Origin of the sequence: Dactylosporangium sp. CA-052675 (assembly GCF_050947935.1) — a bacterium.
In the GTDB taxonomy this organism is placed as follows: Bacteria; Actinomycetota; Actinomycetes; order Mycobacteriales; family Micromonosporaceae; genus Dactylosporangium.
In genome coordinates, this window is record NZ_CP192010.1 from 6225747 (window position 1) to 6246855 (window position 21109).

At 77.4% G+C, this 21109-nt stretch carries 1 protein-coding gene; it reads right to left on the reverse strand.

Annotated features, from left to right (window positions below; all coding sequences use genetic code 11):
• Position 1: 1 nt before the first annotated feature.
• Complete coding sequence (locus ACQP1P_RS27875; RefSeq protein ID WP_433074705.1) at positions 2-21106, reverse strand: SDR family NAD(P)-dependent oxidoreductase; 21105 nt, start codon at positions 21104-21106, stop codon at positions 2-4.
• Positions 21107-21109 lie beyond the last annotated feature (3 nt).

Here is a 21109-nt window from a genome sequence, read left to right on the forward strand (position 1 = left end):
CTCAGCGAGCGGTGAATTCGGCCAGCAGCGCGTTGACCCGGGCGGCGTGGGTCAGGCTCGGGAAGTGCCCGGCGTCGGGCAGCTCCTCGTAGCGGGTGTCGGGGATGGTGCCGTGCAGCAGGTGCGCGGTCTTGAGCGGCACGACCGAGTCGAGCCGGCCGTGCACGAGCAGCGTCGGGACGGCGAGACCCGGCAGGCGGCCCAGCAGGTCGGGATTGGCGGCGAACTCGTCGAGGTACCGCAGCCCGATCTGCGCGTCCATGCTCTCGCAGCGCAGCAGCAGCCGCTCCCACGCCCGCGCCTCGTCCGCCCGCGTCACGCCGGCGGCGGTGAGCCGCTCGAAGTCCTCGCGGGCCACGAGCGAGAGCCGGTTCATCTCCCCGGCCCGGTTGCCGACCCGGTAGGAGCTGGCGATCAGCGTGAGCGACGCGACGCGGTCCGGGTGGCGCAGGGCGAACGCGGCGGCGGGCAGCCCGCCGAAGGAGGAGCCGGCCAGGTGTACCGGCTCGCGCAGCCCCAGCGCGTCGAGCGTGCGGGCCATCAGCCCGACGATGCCCTCGATGGACAGGTTCCCGGCGGCGGTGGTCGCGCCGACGCCCGCGTGGTGCACGGCGACCACCCGCATCCGGTCGGCGAGCGCGGCGAACTGCGGCGCATAGAACCCAGCGCCGATGTTGAAGGGCGGCATGAGCAGCAGGACCGGGCCGTCGCCGGCGGTGAACACCTCCACCTCGCCGTCGTCGAGGCGCACCAGGTCGCGGCGCACCCGCGGCTGGTGCTCGCGCAGCACCGCCCAGTTGTCGTCGGCGGGCCGGTGCCCCTCGTCCATCGCCGCGCGCACGTCCTCGGGGATGCGCCCGGCCGGGTGGTACACGGCCTGGGGCGCCGGCCCGGTCTCGTCCACGATCAGCAGGTCGGGCACGGGCGCCGGGTCGCGGTAGCGCTCGGCGAGGGCCCGGCCGGCCTCGGCGGCCACCTCGGCCGCAAGCCCGACCGGCACCGCCAGGCGCACCCAGGCGCCGGACCCGTCGACGCTGTCGTCGGCGAGGTGCGCGGCGCCCCGGACGCCGGTGCCCGCGTAGAGCCAGGCCAGCAGCGCCTGCACCGGATGGGCGAGACCGGCCAGACGGGGCATCCGGGCGGTGTCCAGCAGCACGCAGTGCCCGCCGACCGGCTCCACGATCGGCACCTCGGCCGACCGCAGGGCCTGCGCGAGCGCGGCGACGGCGGCCATCCGCGCCCGGACCCCGGCGACCACCCGCTGCGGATCGGCCAGCGCGGCGTCGATGAGCCGCCGGTCGGCGAGGTTCACCTCACAGCCGCGCAGCGCCACGTGCTCGCGCAGCCGCTCGGCGAGGGCCGGGTCCGATGTCGCGACGAGACCGCCGCGGTCGACGCCGAAGTCCTTCGACAACCCCATCGTCACCGCGTCGGCCAGGGCCAGCATCTCCCCCGCCACCGCCCAGGCGTCGCGGCCGTCGCGCTCGGCGACGGCGATGGCGTTGTCGACCAGCCGGGTGGCGTCCAGCACCAGCGACACCCCGTGCTCGCGCGTGATCGCGCGGATGCGGCGCAGGTTGTCCAGGCTCAGCGGCACCCCGCCGAGCGCGTTGGTGCTCACCTCGACCGCGACGAACGCGACGTCACCCGGGTGCGCGGCCAGCAGTTCGGCGAGATGCCCGGGGTCGAGGTCGGCGCCGTCGCCGGTGCGGCGCACCGGCAGGGCCGAGAGGCCCCGGTCGAGCCGGCTGAGGGTCCAGGTCGGGAAGAGCGGGTTCTGCACGACGTACCGCCCCGGGCCCGCCCACGCGCGGCAGAGCAGGGCCTCGGCCGCGCGGCCGGAGGCGACCGGGACGACGCACGAGAACGGCAGGGCGGGGCGCGGGCCGAGGTCGAGGGCGCCGGAGTGGGCCGTGGCGCGCTCGCGCACGGCCGCGGTGCCGGCCCGGACGAAGTCCGCGTCGAGCTCGGCCCAGGAGTCGGTGAGCAGGTCCACGCCGACCTCGGCGGCCGGGATCCGCACGGGATTGTGGCCGTACCGGTCCAGCTGCCCCTGATACGGCGTCGTCTCCGCCCGTCGCGGTGCGGGCGTCTCGGGCTGCCGCCGAGCGGGCGCCACGGGCCGGCGGTGCTCGGGTGCCACAAGCCGGCGGTGTTCAGGCGCCTCGGGCCGGCGTTGAACGGGCGCCACGGGCCGGCGGTGTTCGGGCGCCTCGGGCTTGGCCGGGGCTGCGGGCTTCACCGTCGGATTGGTGATCATCAGCAGGACGGCGGTCACGTCGGCCGGGTCGGCATCGGCGGGGCGGCACAGGTAGATCGGCAGGTTCACCGGCCGGAACTTGTTCTTGAAGCGGAAGTTGCCCTCGCCGGAGAAGACGCCGGACTCCCGCAGCTCGGCCAGGGCCCGCTCCACGGCCGGGTCGGCGTTGGGCGAGCCGGTCACCTGGACCCCGAAGGTGCCGCCGAAGCTGAACATCGTGCTGCCCTCGGCGGTGATCCGCTCGATGATGGCGACGATGGTGTACTCCAGGCCCCCGCGCGGCATCGCGTGCGGGTAGAACTCGAGGTCGAGCAGGTAGCCGGGCTCCGACGGGATGCGCGTGACGATGACGGCCGCGATGAGCTCGTCGTCGACGTAGGTGAGGAACATCCGGTGCCGCTCGGCGAGCACGCCCCGCCCGATCTCGTCGCGGACGGTCCCGACGTACGGATTGATCATCTCCTTGGTCGCGGTCCACCCGTCGATGATGGCCACGATCGCCTGGTCGGTCGTGGGATCGGAGCCGACGCGGTACTCCTCGACGCGCGCCTTCCCCGCCCGCTGGAACCGGCTGACGAGCGAGCGCACCCGGGTCATCGGGCCGCCGTCCAGCGTGAACTCGGGCAGCTTGTCCAGCCGCTGCACGACGCCGAAGGGCGTGGCGGTGAACGGCCGCCCCGCCACCTCGCTCAGCCGCACCATGGACAGCTGGTTGGGGCGCAGGCCGTGCCGCTCGGCGTGGGCGACCCACTCGGCGGTGAGCTCCTCCAGGTCGACCGCGGAGCCGACGTAGCTCCAGGCGAGCAGGACGCCGTCGCGCTGCGAGGCGTTGAAGTACGCGGTGCGGCGCGAGCCGATGAACAGCAGCGGGGCGATGTCACGCCCGGGCAGGCCGCCCTCCTTGCCGTGGCGCTGCTCGAGCTCGGCCACGAGCGTCGCGGTACCGGCGTCGAGCTCCCGCTTGGCGAACATCCACGGGCCCGCCTCCGTCGTGCCGCCGACCGCGGGCCCGGCGGCGTCGGGGCGGGGCGGCGCGGCCTGCGCGAGCCGGGCGGGCAGCGCGGCGCCGTGCTGCTGCGCGAGGTGCGCGGCGAGGCCGCCGAGCGTGGGATGGTCGAACAGCACGGTCTTGCGCATGGCGCCGAGGCCCCGCTCCAGGGCGCCGACCACCCGCAGCATGTCGAAGGACGTGAACCCGTTGTCGGCGAACGACACCCGCCGGTCCCAGGGCCGCTCGAGCGCCGCGTCGATCACCGCGGCGAGGGCCGTCTCCACGTCGGGCGCCTCCGGCACCACCGGCTCGGGCGCCGCGTCGATCACCGCGGCGAGGGCCGTCTCCACGTCGGGCGCCTCCGGCACAACCGGCTCGGGCGCGGCGGTGGTCGCGGCGGTGGCCGCGGCGGCGACGAACGCGCTCAGGCGGTCGACGGTGTCGTACTCGTATAGCTCCGTCGCCTTCAGGTCCAGTTCGAAGGTCGCGTTGAGCAGCCGTACGAGCTCCATGCGGTAGATGGAGTCGAGCCCGAGGTCGCCGAACGGCTGGTCCAGCGCGATCGCCGCCTTCGGCAGGCCCAGGATCTGCCCCAGCCGCGCGACGACGAGCTCCTCGACGGCGCCCCGGCCCGGGCCGGCCGGAGCCGGAGCCGGCGGAGGCGGTGGCGGTGCTGCCGGAGCCGGCGGAGGCGGTGGCGGTGCTGCCGGAGCCGGCGGTGGTGCCGGAGCGGGTGCTGGCACGGGCGCCGCGGCGGGCTCGGGTTTGGGTGTGGACGCGGGCAACGGGGTCAGGCGCAGCTTCGGCCGGCCTGTACCGGGCGGCGTTGCGGGCTGGGACAACGTGACCTCCGCGGTGGGAATCGTGAACCAGTGGCGGGTCTCGGCGAACGGGAAGCCGGGCAGCGGTACCCGTCCCGGGGGGCTCGGCCACGCACCCGCCCAGCCGACCGGCGCCCCCGCGATCCACGCCTCCGCCCGGGCGAGGGGCCCGGCCGCCGGTCCGGGGTCGTCGGGTGCGGCCGTCGAGCGCAGCACCGTCCCGCGCAGCAGCCCCGCGGGCGTCTCGCCCCGCCCGGCGGCCTCCAGCGCGGCGAGGAGCTCGTCGCGGCTCGCGGTGACGATGGCGAGCCGCTCGGCGAGGTCCTCCCGGCCGGTCTGCAGCGTCCAGGCCACGCGGGCCAGGTCCGGCGTCTCGGCGCGCAGGTGCCGGCCGAGCGTGGCGGCGTAGTCGGCCAGCGCCTCGGGCGTCGGCGCGGACAGGACGAACGCGAGGGGCCCGGCCGGCGCCGGCCCGGCGGCGCGGGTGCCGTGGGCCTCCAGCACGACGTGGGCGTTGGTCCCGCCGAAGCCGAACGAGCTGACCCCGGCGCGCCGCGGCGTCCCCGGCCACGGTGCCAGCCGCGTCTGCAGGCGCAGGGGGGTTCCGTCGAGGCGCACATGCGGGTTCACCTGGCGCAGGTGCAGGCTCGGGGGCAGCTCACCGTGGCGCATGGCCAGCAGTACCTTCAGGATTCCCGCGATGCCGGCCGCCGCCTCCAGGTGGCCCACGTTCGTCTTCACCGCGCCGATCGCGAGGGTCTGCCCGCCCGGGCGGGTGCGTCCGAGGTCCGCCAGCGCCTGCTTGACGCCCTCGATCTCGACGGGGTCGCCGAGCTTCGTGCCGGTGCCGTGGGCCTCGAGGTAGGTGATCGTCTCCGGGTCGACCGCGGCGTCGCGCCAGGCGGCGGCGATGACCCGGGCCTGGGCGGCCGGGTTCGGGGCGGTGAGCGACGGCGCCCGCCCGCCGTGGTTGACCGCGCTGCCGAGGATCTCGGCGTAGATGTGGTCGCCGTCGCGCTCGGCCCGCTGCAGATCCTTGAGGACGACCACGCCGCAGCCCTCGCCGCGCACGTACCCGTCGGCGTCGGCGTCGAAGGTCTTGCAGCGGCCGTCCGGGCTGAGCATGCCGGACTGGGTGAAGGCGTTGAACAGGCCCGGGCTGAGCAGGACGTTGACGCCGCCGGCGAGGGCGAGGTCGCAGTCGCCGGCCCGCAGCGCGGCGACGGCCCGGTGCACGGCCACGAGCGAGCTGGAGCAGGCGGTGTCGACGACCTCGCTCGGGCCGCGCAGATCCAGCAGGTACGACACCCGGTTGGCCAGGATCGAGTGCGCGATGCCGGTGGCGGTGTGCGCCTCGACCGGCACCCCGTGGCCCTTGAGCAGGTCCTGGTAGTCCGATGTGGACACGCCCGCGAACAGGCCGGTGGCGGTGCCGGCGAGGGCCGACGGCCGGTAGCCGGCGTCCTGCACCGCCCGCCACGCCGTCTGCAGGAACAGCCGCTGCTGCGGGTCCATCAGCGCGGCCTCGCGCGGGGCCACGCCGAAGAACCCGGCCGCGAAGCGGTCCACATGGGACAGGAACCCGCCGCGCAGGTGCCGGGTGCCGGGGTCGGCCCGCAGGTCGGCCCGGTCGGCGGGCACCTCGCCGACGAGGTCGTCACCGGCGCGCAGGTGCCGCCAGAACTCGTCGAGATCCGCGCACCCGGGCAGCACCCCGGCCATCCCGATCACGGCGATCCGCCGGCGTCGGGGCCCGGCCGTGACCGCCGGCGCCGCGGGTGCGACCGGCTCGGCCGCAGCGGTCGGCTCGGGTGCCGGCGCGGGTGACGGCTCGGCTGCCGGCGCGGGTGACGGCTCGGGTGTGGGGGGTGTGGGAGCCGGATGGCGGGCCGCGACGGCCGCTGGATGGGTGCGCACGAGGTAGTCGGCGACCGCGTCGAGGTCGGGGCACTCGAACAGCACCGTCGGCAGCAGGTCCAGGCCGTAGCGCTCGTTGATCTGGTTGACGAGCTCGGTCAGCGAGATCGAGTCGAAGCCGAGGTCCATCAGCTCCGCCCCCAGCTCGACCTCCGCCGGGTCGACGAGCAGGAACGCCGCGGCCATCTCGCGCAGCTCGGCCCGCACGGCGTCGACGCGGTCCGCGGCGCCGTCGCCGGCCGCCTCTTCGGCATCCGGCTGCTCCGCGGGGGACGGCTCGGCCGTGGACGGCCCGGCCGGAGACGCCCCGACGGGGGACGGCTCGGCGATGGACGTCGAGGAGTCCACCACCACCTCGGGCGAGTCCAGCGCGAGGGCGGCGGCGAAGGCGCGCAGGCCGTCCTCGGGCTCCAGCGGCACCATGCCGAAGCGGCGGCGCAGCACCGCGAGGGTCGCCTCGTCGACCCGCATGCCGCTGTCGCGCCACAGCGGCCAGCCGATCGCGACCGTGCGGCCGGCGCGGATGCCGGCGGCCCGCCACTGCTCGCGCAGCCCGGCGAAGGCCGCCAGGAACGCGTTGGCGTAGGCGTAGTCGGCCTGGCCCGGGTTGCCCGTCTCGGCGACGACGGACGAGAACAGCGCGAGGAAGTCCAGCGGCTGCCCGGCGGTGGCCCGGTCGACGGCGACGGTTCCGGCCACCTTCGCCGCGAGCACCGCGGCCACCTGCTCCTCGGTCTTGGCCACGGACCGGGCGTCGCGGGTCACGCCGGCCGCGTGCAGGACCCCGCGCAGCGGACCGTGCCGCTCGGTGACGGCGGCGACCAGCCGCTCGAGGGCGTCGGCGTCGGTGACGTCCACGGCGTGGTACTCGACCTCGGCCGGCATCCCGTCCAGCGCCGCACGCCGGTCACCGTCCAGTTCGGACCGTCCGACGAGGACGACCGATCCCGCGCCCCGCTCGGCGAGGTGCCGGGCGAACCGCAGTCCGAGGCCGCCGGCGCCGCCGGTGACGAGGTACGCACCACCCCGACGCACGCCGACCGGCTCACCCGCCTCGGCCCGCTCCAGCCGGCGCACCTCGCGGCGCCCGCCGGTGTAGCGGACCCGGTCGGCCTGCGGCCCGCACGCCAGCAGCTCGTCGACGAGCGCCTCGGCGTGCCGCCGCGGCCCGGCGGTCGCGTCGGCCCCCTCGAAGGCCACGACCGCGCCCCGGACCCGCTGATGCTCCAGCGCCAGGGTGCGCAGCGCGCCGGTGACGGCGGCGTCGTGCGGCTGCCCGGCCGGGCTGGCCGAGGCGTACCCGTACACGATGCGCAGCTCGCCGGGGCCGCGCTCGGCCAGCAGGGCGGTGCTCATCCACAGCACCGTCAGCAGCCCGGTGGCGATGCGCTCGTCCAGGCCGGGACCGCCGGTCCAGGCCGGCTCGTCGGCCGGCAGGCGCAGCACCGCACCGGGCCGGGCGCCCTCGGCGGCCAGCGTCTCGGCCACCGCGTACAGGTCGTCGCGGGACCCGGCCCGTACCGTGAACCCGTCGGCGTCGCGGGCGAACCCGTCACCCGGCACGACCGTCACGCAGCGGCCGCCGTCGCGCTCGAGCCGGGCCCGGGCCGGCGCCGCGACGGCCGCGTCCGGGGCGATCAGGATCGTCAGCGACGGTGGTTGCGCGCTGCGCGGCGGCAGCGGCTCGGCGACCCAGGCCGGCCGCCGCAGGGACCACCGGGCGGAATCGGCATCCTCGGCGTCGCGGGCCACGCCGACCGGCACGGCGGCGACGCGCAGACCCCGGACGGCGAGCACCGGACGGCCGGACTCGTCGGCCAGGTCGAGGTCGAAGCGGTGGGGGCCACTGCGGCGGACCCAGGCCCACCCGGCGCCGGTGAACGGGGCGCCGTAGTCGGCGCGGTCGAACCCGACCGGGACCCGGGCGTCGCCGGCGGTGCCGAGCGCGGCCAGCGCCTGCAGCGCACCGTCCACACCGGACACCGGGCCGCCGTCCAGCCGGGCCAGCCCCTCGCCCTCGCCGGTCCACAGGGCGCGCACCGAGCGCATCCCCGGTCCGTATTCGAGGCCGCCCGCGGCCAGGCCCGCGTAGAAGGCGGTCACGTCGCGCTCCCGGCCGCAGCGGGCCCGCACGGCGTCGAGGTCGAACGGCTCCGGCCGGCCGGCGCCGGGCTCCAGCGTGCCGGTCGCGACCGGGGCGTCGGGCGGGCCGGCGGCGAAGGCGGTTGCGGTACCGTCGCCGCGAAACCGCATCGGCAACCGCTCGTTGCCCGCGTCGAGCCGCACCGGGGCGAGCCAGCGCAGGTCACGGACCACGTCCGCGTCGACGCCCGACCCGGCCGCCGCCGTGCGCACCGCGTCGAGCAGCGCCGCGCCGGGCAGCCAGCGCTCGCCGCGCACCCGGTGCTCGCGAAGGTGGGGCGCGTCGCCGGTGAGGTCGGCCCAGGCACAGTCCGAAGCAAGGTCCGCCGCAGAGTCCGAAGCTGGGGCCGAAGCTGAGGCCGAAGCAAGGTCCGAAGCAGGGTCCGTGGGCGCGTCGGGCAGCCAGAAGCGGCGACGGGCGAACGGCGTGGTCGGGAACGCCACGATCCGGGGGCGGCCGCTCCAGCGGGCGGCCCAGTCGACCTCGGCGCCGCCGGTCCAGGCGCGGGCCAGCCCGGCGAGCTGATCCGGCCCGCCGTCGCGGGGCGGCGCGGGCGGCCGGGCCGATGCCGTCGCATGCCACAGACCGGGCCCGGCGTCCTCGCCGGCGCCGAACGCGGCCAGCCGCCGGGCGAGCGCGGGCAGGTCGTCGGCGCGGGCGGCGAGCCGCTCGTCGGACTCGCGGCGGCCGACCTGGCTGGTGTAGGCGAGCGCGGCCGGGTCGGCGCCGGCGCCGTCCGGGGTGCGCAGGAACGCCGCGACGCGGGCCGCGTACGCGCGCAGGCGCTCGGGCGTGCGGGCCGAGAGCAGGAACAGGGCCGGGCCGTCAGCGGCCGGCGGTGCGGGCTCGGGCTCGCACTCCTCCAGCACGACGTGGACGTTCGCGCCGCCGGCGCCGAACGAGCTCACCCCGGCCCGGCGGGGCGCGCCGCCGTCCGGCCGCGGCCACGGCGCCAGCTCGCGCTGGGGGCGGAAGGGCGAGCCGGCGAAGTCGATCTTGGGGTTGACCGTGTCGAGGTTGGCGGCGGGGAACAGTTCGCGGTGGCGCAGCTGCAGCAGTACCTTCGTGAGCCCGACGATGCCGGCCGCGCCCTCCAGGTGCCCGACGTTGGCCTTGACCGACCCGACGGGGCACGGGGCCGCCCCCGCCGGCCGCGCCCCGAACGCGCGGGTGAGGCTCGCGATCTCGATGGGGTCGCCGAGCTCCGTGCCGGTGCCGTGCGCCTCGACGTAGCCGATCGTGGCCGGGTCGACGCCCGCCCGGTGCAGCGTGGCACGGACGAGATCGGCCTGGGCGTTGGGGTTCGGCACGGTGTACCCGCTGGTCTTGCCGCCCGCGTTGGCCAGGCTCGCCCGGATGACGGCCCAGATCCGGTCGCCGTCGGCGCGCGCGGCGGCCAGCGGCTTGAGCAGCACCGCGCCGACGCCCTCGCCCGGCACGTAGCCGTCCGCGGCCGCATCGAAGGTGCGGCAGCCGTCGCCGCTGGCGAGCATGTTCATCGCCGACAGGGCGACGAGGTGCGCGGGGTGGATGATGACGTTCACGCCCCCGGCGATCGCCATGCGGCACTCGCCTCGCCGCAGGCTCTCGCACGCCAGGTGCACCGCGGTCAGCGACGACGAGCACGCCGAGTCCACGGCGAAGCTCGGACCGCTCAGGTCGAAGGTGTACGACACCCGGTTCGCCAGCGACCAGTACGCCGAGTGGGCGCCGGCGAACTCGCCGCGGGGCCATCCGCGCGCGGCGGCGAGCTTGCCGTAGGAGCCGTACATGGTGCCGACGAAGACACCGGTCGCCGGCTCGTGGCGGCTCGGCCCGAGGTACCCGGCCTCCTCCAGCAGGTTCCAGCAGGTCTCCAGGAACAGCCGCTCCTGCGGGTCCATGGCGGCCGCGTCGCGGGGCAGCACCGAGAAGTGGGCGGCATCGAACTGGTCGACGTCCTCGATGAAGCCGGCCCAGCGCCCGTACGTGCGGCCGCGCCGGCCCTTGCGCGGGTCGAAGTGTTCGCGCCAGTCCCATCGAGACGCCGGCACCTCGCGGATGCAGTTGGCGCCCGCGCGCAGGTTGCGCCACAGGGCGTCGAGGTCCGGGGACTCGGGATAGCGGCCGGTGACGCCGACGACCGCGACGGCGCCGGGATCCTCGACGGGTTCCGTTCTGGCGGATTCGGTACTGCCGGATTCGGTACTGGCGGATTCCGTACTGGCGGATTCGGTACTGGCGGATTCGGTACTGGCGGATTCGGTACGGACCGTGCCGGCCTCGGGCGCGGTCGTCGCATCGTCGCGGCCGGCCAGCACGCGGGCCAGCTCCCCCGGCCACTCGGCGAGCAGGTGGTTCGCGAGCCGGTCGATGGTCATGTGCTCGAACAGCAGCGTCGCCGGCAGCTCACCCAGATCGGCGGCGAGGCGGTGGACGAGATCGACCGCGACCAGCGAGTCGACGCCGAACGTCTCGAACGTCTCCCGGTCCCGCAGGGTCTCCGGCCGGCACTTGAGCACCTCGGCGAAGACGTCGCGCAGGTACTCGCGCACCGCGGCGACGTCGGGCCCGGCCGCCGGCTCGGGCGCGACGTCGGGCCCGGCCGCCGGCTCGGGGTCGGCGACCGCGATGCCGTACTCGCCCAGCCGGACCGGGTCCGCGTCGAGCACCAGGACCTGCGGCAGCCCGGCGGCGAGGACGCGGCGCAGCGCACGGTACCCGGCATCCGGCTCGATCGAACGAACCCCGAGGCCGGCGAACCGGTGCGCGTAGGCGTCTCCCGCGACGGCACCGACCCCGCCCCAGTACCCCCAGTTGACCACGGTGACGGGGAACGGGGCGGCCGCGGCGCACGCGTCCTGGGCGGCGCTGGCCGCGGCGTAGTTGGCCTGGCCGCCCGCCGCCACGAACGACGCCGCGGAGGAGAACAGCACGCACAGTCCGGGCGGCTCGTCGCGCAGCGCGTCGAGCAGCGTTGCCGTGCCGGCGAGCTTCGGGGCCAGCACCTCGGCCACGGCGGCGTCGTCGAGGCGGGTCAGTGCCGCGTCCCGCCACACCCCGGCGGCGTGCAGCACGCCGTCGAGCCGGCCGAACCGGCGCCGGGCGAGCGCCACGGCCGCCCGGACCGCCGCCGGGTCGGTGACGTCGGCGCGCACGTACTCGGCCTCCCCGCCCGCCTCGGCCACGGCCCGCAGCGCCTCGGCGATCGCGGGGGTGCGCTCCCGGCGGCCGGTCCACACCAGCCGCGCCCGGTGCCGGCGGGCCAGCTGCAGGCTGAGCGCGGCGCCGAGCCCGCCGGCGCCGCCGACGACGAGGTACACGCCACCGTCGCGGAACGGCTCCCGGTCCGGCGCGGGCGGCTCGGCCCGGACGAACCGCAGCCGCCGCGCGCGCCCGTCCCGCCAGGCCAGCAGCGGCTCCCCGTGCGCGTCCGCGGTGATGCGCCGCACGGCCACGTCCGGGCCCGAGCCGTCCGCGGCGTCGAGCCCGACGTCGACGCAGCGGACCGTCCACGCCCGGTGCTCGGCCGCCGCGGAGCGCGCGACGCCGAACACGCCCGCCACATCCGGGTCCACCCGGTCTCCGGGGCCGGTCGCGACGGCACCGGCGGCGGCGACGGTCAGCCGGAGCGCTCGTCCGGCGGGCACGGTCGTCGCCAGCGCCCGCACGCTGCGCACGGCCGCCGCGACCGTGGCCCCGCCGGGCGAGCCGGGGCCGCACAGCAGATACGCGGTGTCCACCGTGGACGCCGCGGCGGGCAGCGGCTCGCCGAGCGTCGCGCGCACGGTGCCGGGGCCGAGGCTGTCGGCGAGGGCGTCGGCGAGGGCGTCGGCCTCGCCCGCCGAGGATGCGGCCACGACGATCGCCCGGCCGGCGTGCGGTCCGGCCGCGACGGGCGTCTCGGCCCAGTGCGGGCAGAGCAGCATCGGGTCCCCGGCGGCCGCCGTGCCGCTGCCGGCCACCGCACCGCTGCCGGCCACCGCACCGCTGCCGACCACCGCACCGCTGCCGACCACCGCACCGCTGCCGACCACCGCACCGCTGCCGACCGCCGCACCGCTGCCGACCGCCGTGCCGCTGCCGACCGCCGTGCCGCTGCCGACCGCCGTGGCGCTGCCGGGCGCGGCCGGGGTCCGGGCGGGGCGCAGCGCGAGGCCGGTGCAGCGCAGCGCCACGCGGCCCTCGGCGTCGGCGATCGCCACGTCGTAGCGGTGCTCGCCGGTGCGGCGGACGTGGGCGTGGGCGGCGACCGCGGCCGGGTCGGGCACCTCGATCGCGTCGGCGGCGAAGGGCAGGAGCGGGCCGGCGGCCGCGGCGTCGGTCAGCGCCGCGATGGCCTGCCAGGCACCGTCCAGCCGGCGCGGGTCGAGCACGCCGTCGGCGACCGCCGGGGCGGGCCCGTCCGGGGTGCCGGCGCGCGGGGCGAACGCGGCGAGGGCCTCGTCGTCGCCGACGGCGAGCGCGGCGATGCGATAGGACGGCCCGTAGTCGAGGCCGGCCGCGGCGAACGCCGCGTAGAGCTCGGTGACGTCGCGCCGGGCCGGGCAGCGGGCGGCCACGGCGTCGACGTCGAGCCGCTCGCGCGGGGCCGGGGGCAGGGGGCCGGCGACGCCGCGCGCGTACACCACGGCGTCCTCGTCCTCGACGGTGAACGCCCCGTCGGTGCCGGCGCGCAGACGCAGGGTGCGCGGCGCGTCGAGCTCGACCGGACGCAGCCAGCGCAGCGCGGTGAGCCGAGCCGGTCCGCCCCGGCTCGCCAGCGCCCAGCAGGCCGAGACGGCGCCGGCGAGCACCGGGCGACCGGCCAGGCGGTGGTGCGTCACGAGCTCGTCCCCGGGGTCCGCCCGCCACGTGTCCGCCGGGCGACCGGCCAAGCGGTGGTGCGTCACGAGCTCGTCCCGGGGATCCACCCCCCTCGTGTCCGCCGGGCGGCCGCCGGCCGGCCAGTACCGCTCGGGCTCGAAGGGGTAGCCGGGGATGCGCACGCGGCGCACGGGCTCGCCGTCGTGCAGCGCGGCCCAGTCCGGGTCCGTGCCCGCGACGTACGCGGCGGCCAGCCGGGCCAGCTCGGCGTGCCGGCTCGGGTCGCCGCCGGCGTCCGGGCCGGGGGCGTCCACCGCCGCCGGGACCGGGTCGGCGGGCGACCAGGCGGCCAGGCGCTCGCGCAGCCCGGCCACGTCGGTGACGACGAAGGCGGCCCGGGCCGGCAGGTGGGCGCGGGCGGTGCCGAGCGTGTGGGCCAGGTCGCGCAGGGACTCCTCACCGGCCGGGGCGTCGTGCAGGGCGTCGTGCAGCTGCGCGATGCGGCGGCGCAGTGCCGGCTCGGTCGCGGCCGAGACGGGCACGAGCTCGGCGCGGGCCGCGGCGGTGGCGGCGGGCGCCGGGGCGGGCGGGGCCTCGGCGAGGATGACGTGCGCATTCGTACCGCTGAAGCCGAAGCTGCTCACCGCGGCCCGGCGGATCCCGTCCCGGCCCGGCGGGAACGGCATCGGGGCGACCGGCACGGTGAAGGGGCCGCCGTCCAGGTCGATGCGCGGGTTCGGCGTCGCGAACCCGGGCGAGGGCGGGATGACGCGGTGCCGCAGCGCCTGGACGGCCTTGATGAAGCCAGTGATGCCCGCGGCCATGGTCGTGTGCCCGACGTTGCCCTTCACCGAGCCGACCGCGCACCAGCCGGAGCGGCCGTCCGCGTGCTCGCCGAAGACGTTGCCGAGGGCCTTGAACTCGATCGGGTCGCCCAGCGGGGTGCCGGTGCCGTGGGCCTCGACGTAGCCGACGTCGGCCGGGCTGACGCCGCCGCGGGCGTAGACCTCGCGCAGCAGGGCGGCCTGGGACTCGGCGCTGGGCGCGGTGATGCCGTTGGTGTGCCCGTCGCCGTTGACGCCGCTGGCCTTTACCACGGCGTAGACGTGGTCGCCGTCGGCGAGGGCCCGGCGCAGCGGCTTGAGCACGACGGCGCCGACCGCCTCGCCCAGGACGATCCCGTCGGCCGAGGCGTCGAACGGCGCGCACCGCCCGGTCGGCGACAGCATGCCGGTCTTGCTCGTCCACACGTGCATCCGCGGGGTGACCATCACCGCGACACCGCCCGCGATCGCCAGGTCGCAGGCGCCGGAGCGCAGGCTCTCGGCGGCGAGGTGCACGGCGACGAGCGACGACGAGCACGCGGTGTCGATCGACATCGTGGGGCCGGTGAGGTTGAGCAGGTACGCGATGCGGGCGGCGAGAATCGACGGCGAGTTGCCCAGGAACGCCTGGCCGGCGCCGTCGAGCCCGGACGCCTCCAGCAGCCGCAGGTAGTCGCCGCCGCCGCTGCCGACGAACACGCCGCACCGGCGCGACCCGCGCTGGACGTAGCCGGCGTCGTCGAGCGCGGCCCACGCCCGCTGCAGGAACAGCCGCTGCTGCGGGTCCATCAGCTCCGCCTCCATCGGCGAGATGCGGAAGAACGCCGCGTCGAACGCGTCCACGTCGGCCAGTGGTGCGGACCACTTGCTGTAGCTGCGGCCGGGGGCGTGCCGGTCGGGGTCGTAGGTCTCGGCCGGGTCCCAGCGCTCGGGGGGCACCTCCCGGATGCTGCACCGCCCGTCCCGGAGGTTGTTCCAGAACGCGTCCACGTCCGGCGCGTCGGGGAACGCCCCGGACATCCCGATGACGGCGATGTCGTCGGCATCGTCACCGGCGGGCGCGGCCTCGGCCACGGTGACCGGCGCCGGTGTGGGTGCCGGTGCCGGTGCCGGTGCCGGTGTCGGTGACGGTGACGGTGACGGTTCGGCGAGCGCGGCGGCCGGGGTGGGTGCGGCGGCCACCGGCGCGAGCCGCAACGGAGGCGGGCCGGCCACGGGGGCTTCCAGTTCGAGACGCGTCGGCGCCGAGGCAGGCACCGGGTCAGGCGTCGTGTCGGGCACCGGGTCGGGCGCCGTGGGGGCGGCGGGAGCGGGCGCGGTGGCCCTCGCCTCCAGGCGGCGGGTCTCGGCGGCGCTGTCGAGGGCGTGGTCGGCGAGGCGGTCGACGGTCGGGTGGTCGTACACGGTGACGGAGTCGAGGTCGAGGCCGAAGCGCCGGTTGAGGTCGCGGACCAGCTCGACGGCGCCGAGGGAGTCGATGCCCATCTCGCTGAACGTCAGCCTTTGGTCGATCTCGGCCGGCTCCAGGTACAGCTGGGCGCCCAGCGTCCGGCCGATCGCCGCCACCACCTCGTCGCGGTCGAGCGCCGGCCCGGCCGCGAATTCGGTCGACGGGGACGCGGCAGCAGCGGGCGCGACCGGGGCGAGCGCTACGGGAGCGGGTCCCGGCGCGGCGACGGTCGTGGGTGTGGGGGTGACCGGGGCGAGCGTGATGGGGGCCGGTGCCGGAGCGGCGGGCGTGGGGGCGGGGGCGGGCGCGACCGGGGCGAGCGTGATGGGGGCCGGTGCTGGCGCCGCGGGGGCGGGCGTCTCCCGGCCGGCGAAGCGGTCCACCTTGCCCATGTGCTCGCGGACCAGGCCGACCGCGTCGGAGCCCAGGACGCGCTCGTGCAGGGCGACCTCGCGCGACACCGCGGCGTCGACGGTCGTCAGCACCCGGTCGGCCAGCTCGCGCTTGAGGGCCGCGACCGCCGGCTCCGGCTGCCGGGCGATCGCGCGGGCCACGGCGAGCGCCGCCGGCAGGACGTCCGCTCGGTTCTCGAAGCGGACCTGCGCGCCGCGGCGCTCCAGTTCCGCGCCGTCGAACGCGCGGCCGGTGTAGAACATCTCGCTCGCCAGCGCCCGGCCGAAGCGGTGCTCCAGGATGAACGTGGCGCCCATGCCCGGCGTGAAGCCGTAGTGCAGGAAGTTCGCCGCGTAGCCGGGCTCACGGGCCATGATGACGACATCGGCGTACAGGCCGAAGGCCAGGCCGCCGCCCGAGGCGTGGCCGGTGATGGCGGCGACCACGGGCCGGTCGCAGCGCAGCAGGCCGCGGTAGAGGAACGGTACGTCGGTGAAGCGCCCGTCGCCGCGGGCCAGCCGCTCCAGCGCGTCGGGGGTGCCGCCCATGCTGAACGCCGGGCCGGAAGCGGTGAGCACGACGGCCTTGACGGACGGGTCGGCGGCCACGCCGGCGAACGCCGCCTCGAGGCCGCGCACGAGCCCCTCGGTGAACATGTTGCGGTCGCCGCGCATCGTGACCACCGCGACGCCGTCGTCGAGCACCCGGACGTCGACCGGGGCGTCACCGGCGGCGTCGGGCAAGGAGTCCGGCCGGGGCTCGGGCAAGGGCTCGGGAAGGGCTCCGGGCTCGGGCAACGGCTCGGGAAGGGCTCCGGGCTCCGGCAACGGCTCGGGAAGGGCTCGGCGCTCGATCAGCGGCTGCGGTGTCGGCGTGGACGTGGGTGCGGTCCCGCGGCGGCGCCACTGGCCGACCCAGCAGCGCTCGCCGGCGAACGGGTACCCGGGCAGCGGCACCCGGCGGCGTGCGCCCGGGCGGTGCAGCCGCGCCCAGTCCACGTCGGCGCCGCCCACCCAGCGCGCCGCCACCTCGTGCAGGTCGGCCCCCGCCGGGTCGAGGGCCGGGTGCTCGCCGGCGGCGACGCCGAGCAGGGCACCGGCGGGCGGCTCGGCACCGGTGGCGACCGCCCGCAACGCCGCGCGCAGGGCGGGCAGGTCGCCGGCGACGACGGCCAGGCGGTGCGCCATCGCGGCCCGCCCAACCTGCGAGGTGTAGGCGACGTCGGCGAGGCTGAGCCCGGAACCCGGCGACGCGGCGGCCAGGCCGAGACCCGAACCCGGCGACGCATCGGCCAGGCCGAGGCCCGAGGCCGGCGACGCGGCGGCCAGCGAGCGGGGCGTGGCGAGGCCGCTGACGGGGCCGAAGCGCTCGCGCAGGCTCAGCAGCGCCGCCCGGTCCAGGCCCAGATCGGTGAGCGTCTCGTCCGGGTCGACGGTCGCCGCGTCGACGCCGAGCAGTTCGGCGACCGCGGCCGTGACGGCGGCCAGGACTGCGTCGGCGGCCGAGGCGGTGTCGGCGGCCGAGGCCGTGCCGGGGGCCGAAGCCGTGCCGGGGGCCGGGGCGGCCGCGCCGGGGTCGTCGGCGAGGGCCGCCTCGACCTGGCCGGCGTAGCGGCGCAGTGCCGGCTCGTCGCGGGCCGAGAGCACGAAGAGGGCCTCGCCGGGGGCGGGTTCGGGGGGCGGTACCGTTGCCGCCTCCTCCACGACGAGGTGCGCGTTGGCCCCGCCGGCGCCGAACGCGCTCACGCCCGCCCGCCGCGGGCCCCCGTCGCCGGGCGCGGGCCACGGCGCCGCCTCGCGCTGGATGTGCAGGGGCGTGCCGTCCAGCTCGATGTGCGGGTTGATCCGCTCGGCGTGCAGCGACGGCGCCAGGGTGCGGTACCGCAGCTGCAGCAGCACCTTCGTCAGCGCGGCGATGCCGGCGGCGCTCTCGGCGTGGCCGATCGACGACTTGACCGAGCCGACCGCGCACCCGCCCGGCGGGGCCGACTCGGCGAAGACGGCGCGCAGCGCCTCGATCTCGATCGGGTCGCCGAGCGAGGTGCCGGTGCCGTGCGCCTCGACGTAGCCGACCGTCTCCGGGGCGACGCCGCCGCGCCGCCAGGCCTCGCGGATGAGGTCGGCCTGGGCGGCGGGGCTGGGGACGGTGAAGCCGCTCGTGCGCCCGGCGTGGTTGAGCGCCGTGGCGCGGATGATGCCGTACACGTGGTCGCCGTCGCGCACCGCGGAGGCCAGCGGCTTGAGCACGACCGCGCCGACGCCCTCGGCCGGGACGTAGCCGGTGCCGCCCTCGCCGAAGCTGCGGCAGCGGCCGTCGTCGGACAGGAACTGCCCCTGGGCCAGCTGGAGGTACTTCTGCGGATGCACGGTGAGGTTGACGCCCCCGGCGACGGCCAGGTCGCACTCCCCGAGCCGCAGCGCCTGCACGGCCAGGTGCACGGCCGACAGCGACGACGAGCACGCGGTGTCCACGGCCATGCTGGGCCCGGTGAGGCCGAGGGTGTACGACACCCGGTTCGCCACCGCCGCGTGCATCGCCGCCGGGGCGACGCCGTCCTCGTCGAAGAGCTGGTAGTGGCTCCAGGTGACGCCGGCGAACACGCCCACGGGCGCCCCGCGCAGCCGCTGCGGCGCGTACCCGGCGTCCTCGATCGCCTGCCAGGCGGTGGTGAGGAACAGCCGCTCCTGGGGGTCCATGCGCTCGGCGTCCTTGCGGGAGATGCCGAAGAACGCGAAGTCGAACTCGTCGATGCCGTCGAGGAAGCCGCCCCAGCGCCCGTAGGTGCGGCCCGGGGCTCCGCGCTCGGCGTCGAAGTACCGCTCGTGGTCCCAGCGCCCGGCCGGAACCTCGGTGACGCAGTCGCGGCCGGCCGCGAGATTGCGCCAGAACGTGCGCAGGTCGGGCGCCTGCGGGTACCGCCCGGCCACGCCCACGATCGCCACGTCACCGACGCCGGCACGCGGGGCGGGCTCGGTGTGCGGGGCGGGCTGGGCGGGCTCGGTGTGCGGGGCGGCCGGCGGCAGCGGCTCCGGGCGGGGCAGGCCCTCCGCGGCCCGGTCCGGGTCGCCGTAGCGCACGAGCACGGTGCCGTCGCCGGCGGCGAGGGCGGACTCCAGCGCGGCCAGGCCCGCCCCGGTCGGCAGCGGTGCCGTGCCGTGCTCCCGCCGGGCGCGCTCGATCGCCGCGTCCGCGATGCGCATGCCACCGTCGGCCCACAGCGGCCACGCGACGGCGACACTGACGCCGTGGCGGTCCGGCCGGGCCGCCCGCCACTCGACGAAGTGCTCCAGGTAGGCGTTGGCGTAGGCGTAGTCGCACTGGCCCGGGTTGGGCACCGTGGCCGACTGGGACGAGAACACGGCGAAGAACGCGAGGCGGTCGCCGGCGGTGGCGGCGTCGAGGTGCCGGGCACCGGCGGCCTTCGGGCCGGTCACGTCGGCGAAGTCGGTGCGGCGTTTGGCCGGGAAGAGCCCGTCGCGCAGCGTTCCGGCCAGGTGCAGCACGCCGTCGATGCGCCCGAAGTGGGCCCGGCCCCGCTCGACGGCGGCCCGCACGGCGCCGGCGTCGGCGAGGTCGGCCACGACGTGCAGGACCTCGGCTCCGGCGGCCCGCCACGCGGCGATGCGCCCCGCGAGCGGCTCGCCGAGCGGGCGGCGGCCGAGCAGGATGCAGCGGGCACGGTACCGCCGCGCGAGATGCTCCCCCACGAGCCCGGCGAGCGCCCCGTCGGCCCCGGTGATCAGGTAGACGCCGCCGTCGCGCAACGGCACCGGGCCGCCGGGCACCGGCAGCGGGTCGTAGGCGCGCGCCTCGCGCCGCCCGGCGGCGTGCCGGACCTCGCTGCCGCCGGCCGGGTCGGCGACCTCCCCCGCGATCGCGGCGGCGAGCGAGCCGGGGTTCCAGGCGGCGACGCCGACCGAGCGGATGCGCAGCGCGGGCGCCTCCGCCGCGACGGTTCGGCCCAGCGCGCCGACCGCGGCCCCGGCCGGGTCGGGCGACGGGTGCACGTAGAGGATCGGCCCGGGGGCCGCCAGGCGGCGGCGGTGCAGCGCCGAGGCGAGCGTCCACGCCTCGACCGCGGGCCGGGCCGGGTCCGCGGCGGACGCCTCCGGGGCCGGGGCGACACGCACGTACGCAGCGTCGTCGGCGGCCGCGGAGACGATGCGCTCGGCCTGGGCCGGGTCGGTGAGGTCGAGCCCGTCGCCGGGGTGGGCGTCGACGGCGTGACCCGCACGGCGCAGCGCCGCCACGGTGGCCTCGTCGGCCCCGACGACCACCAGCGGCCGCCCGGCGCCCGGGTGCGGCCCGGCCCCGATGGCGGTCCACCGCGCCCGGAACAGGGTGGTGGCAAGGTCCGTCGGGTCCGGGGCGTCCCCGGCCGCCGCGGGCGGGTGGAAGGCGTGGGCGGTGCCGAGGTGCTCGGCGAGGCCGGCGATGTCGGTGTGCTCGAACAGCAGCGTCGGGTACAGCGCCGTCGCGGCCACCGGCTCCAGCTCCCGGCTGATGTCGAGCATGGCGACGGAGTCCAGGCCGAGCTCGTAGAAGCCGGCGTCGACCGGCACGTCCGCGGCGGGGCGGCCCAGCCGCTCACCGACGAGGGCCCGCAGGTGGCCGGTGAAGGCTCGCACCGCGTCCGCGCCGGAACGCACGAGGCGGGCGGCCGGTGCCGAGGGCGCGTCGGCGAGCAGGCGGGAGATCAGCCCGGCGTGGCGGATCCGTTTGCAGGTGAGCTTGCCGAACTCGGCCAGCAGCGTCCCGGCCGCGTCGTAGAGGCCGTAGTCGTTGTCGATGACGTCGGCGGACGCCGCGAGCGTCTCGACCCGGGGGGCGTAGAGCAGCGTGGTGCCGCGCAGCGGCCGCGGGGCACGGAACCGGTCGAGGTACATGGGGATGAACGGGTCCCGCGAGACGGCCTCGGTCTGGCCGTAGGCCGCGATGGTCGCCGCGTCGAGCTTCGCCGGGTGGAGGTGGAAGGCGTCCTCGGGCGGGGCCGCCGGGTCGAGGTCGAGTTCGGCGAGCAGGTAGCCGTCGCCGACGTGCAGGTCGCCGTGGCAGGTCATCGCCGGGCCGTGCCGGATGTCCTCGGCCCGGGCCCGCGCGTACAGCTCGGCGATCGGGTAGCTGCGCCGGACCCCGGCCCGCAGCGCGGCGAGGTCGAGCGGCGCGGCCGCGGGGGCGTCGGCGAAGACGAGCTCGGCGCGCATGTTGTCCCGCCAGGGCGCGTCCGGGCGGCCGGCCCAGCGGCTCTGGGCGGTGACGGGGCGGCCGCCGCCGGGTCCGGGTGCGCCGACGCACAGGCGCAGCTCCCGGGGCGCGCCCTCGGCGGTGACGACCGGCTCGGGGAACAGGACGCGGCGCAGCTCGGCCCGCTCGGTGTCCAGGCCCTGCGCGGCCAGGACCCGCATCAGGATGTCCAGGAACGTCACGCCGGGCAGCACCGAGACCCCGTGCACCCGGTGGTTGCTCATGATGAAGTCGGTGTCGGACAGCTCGAGCCGACACTCGATCTGGGGGTCGTCCATGTC

What these genes read in the sequence shown, in the direction of transcription:
- ACQP1P_RS27875 (WP_433074705.1), bottom strand. Translation starts at nt 21,106, where the DNA reads ATGGACGACCCCCAGATCGAGTGTCGGCTCGAGCTGTCCGACACCGAC.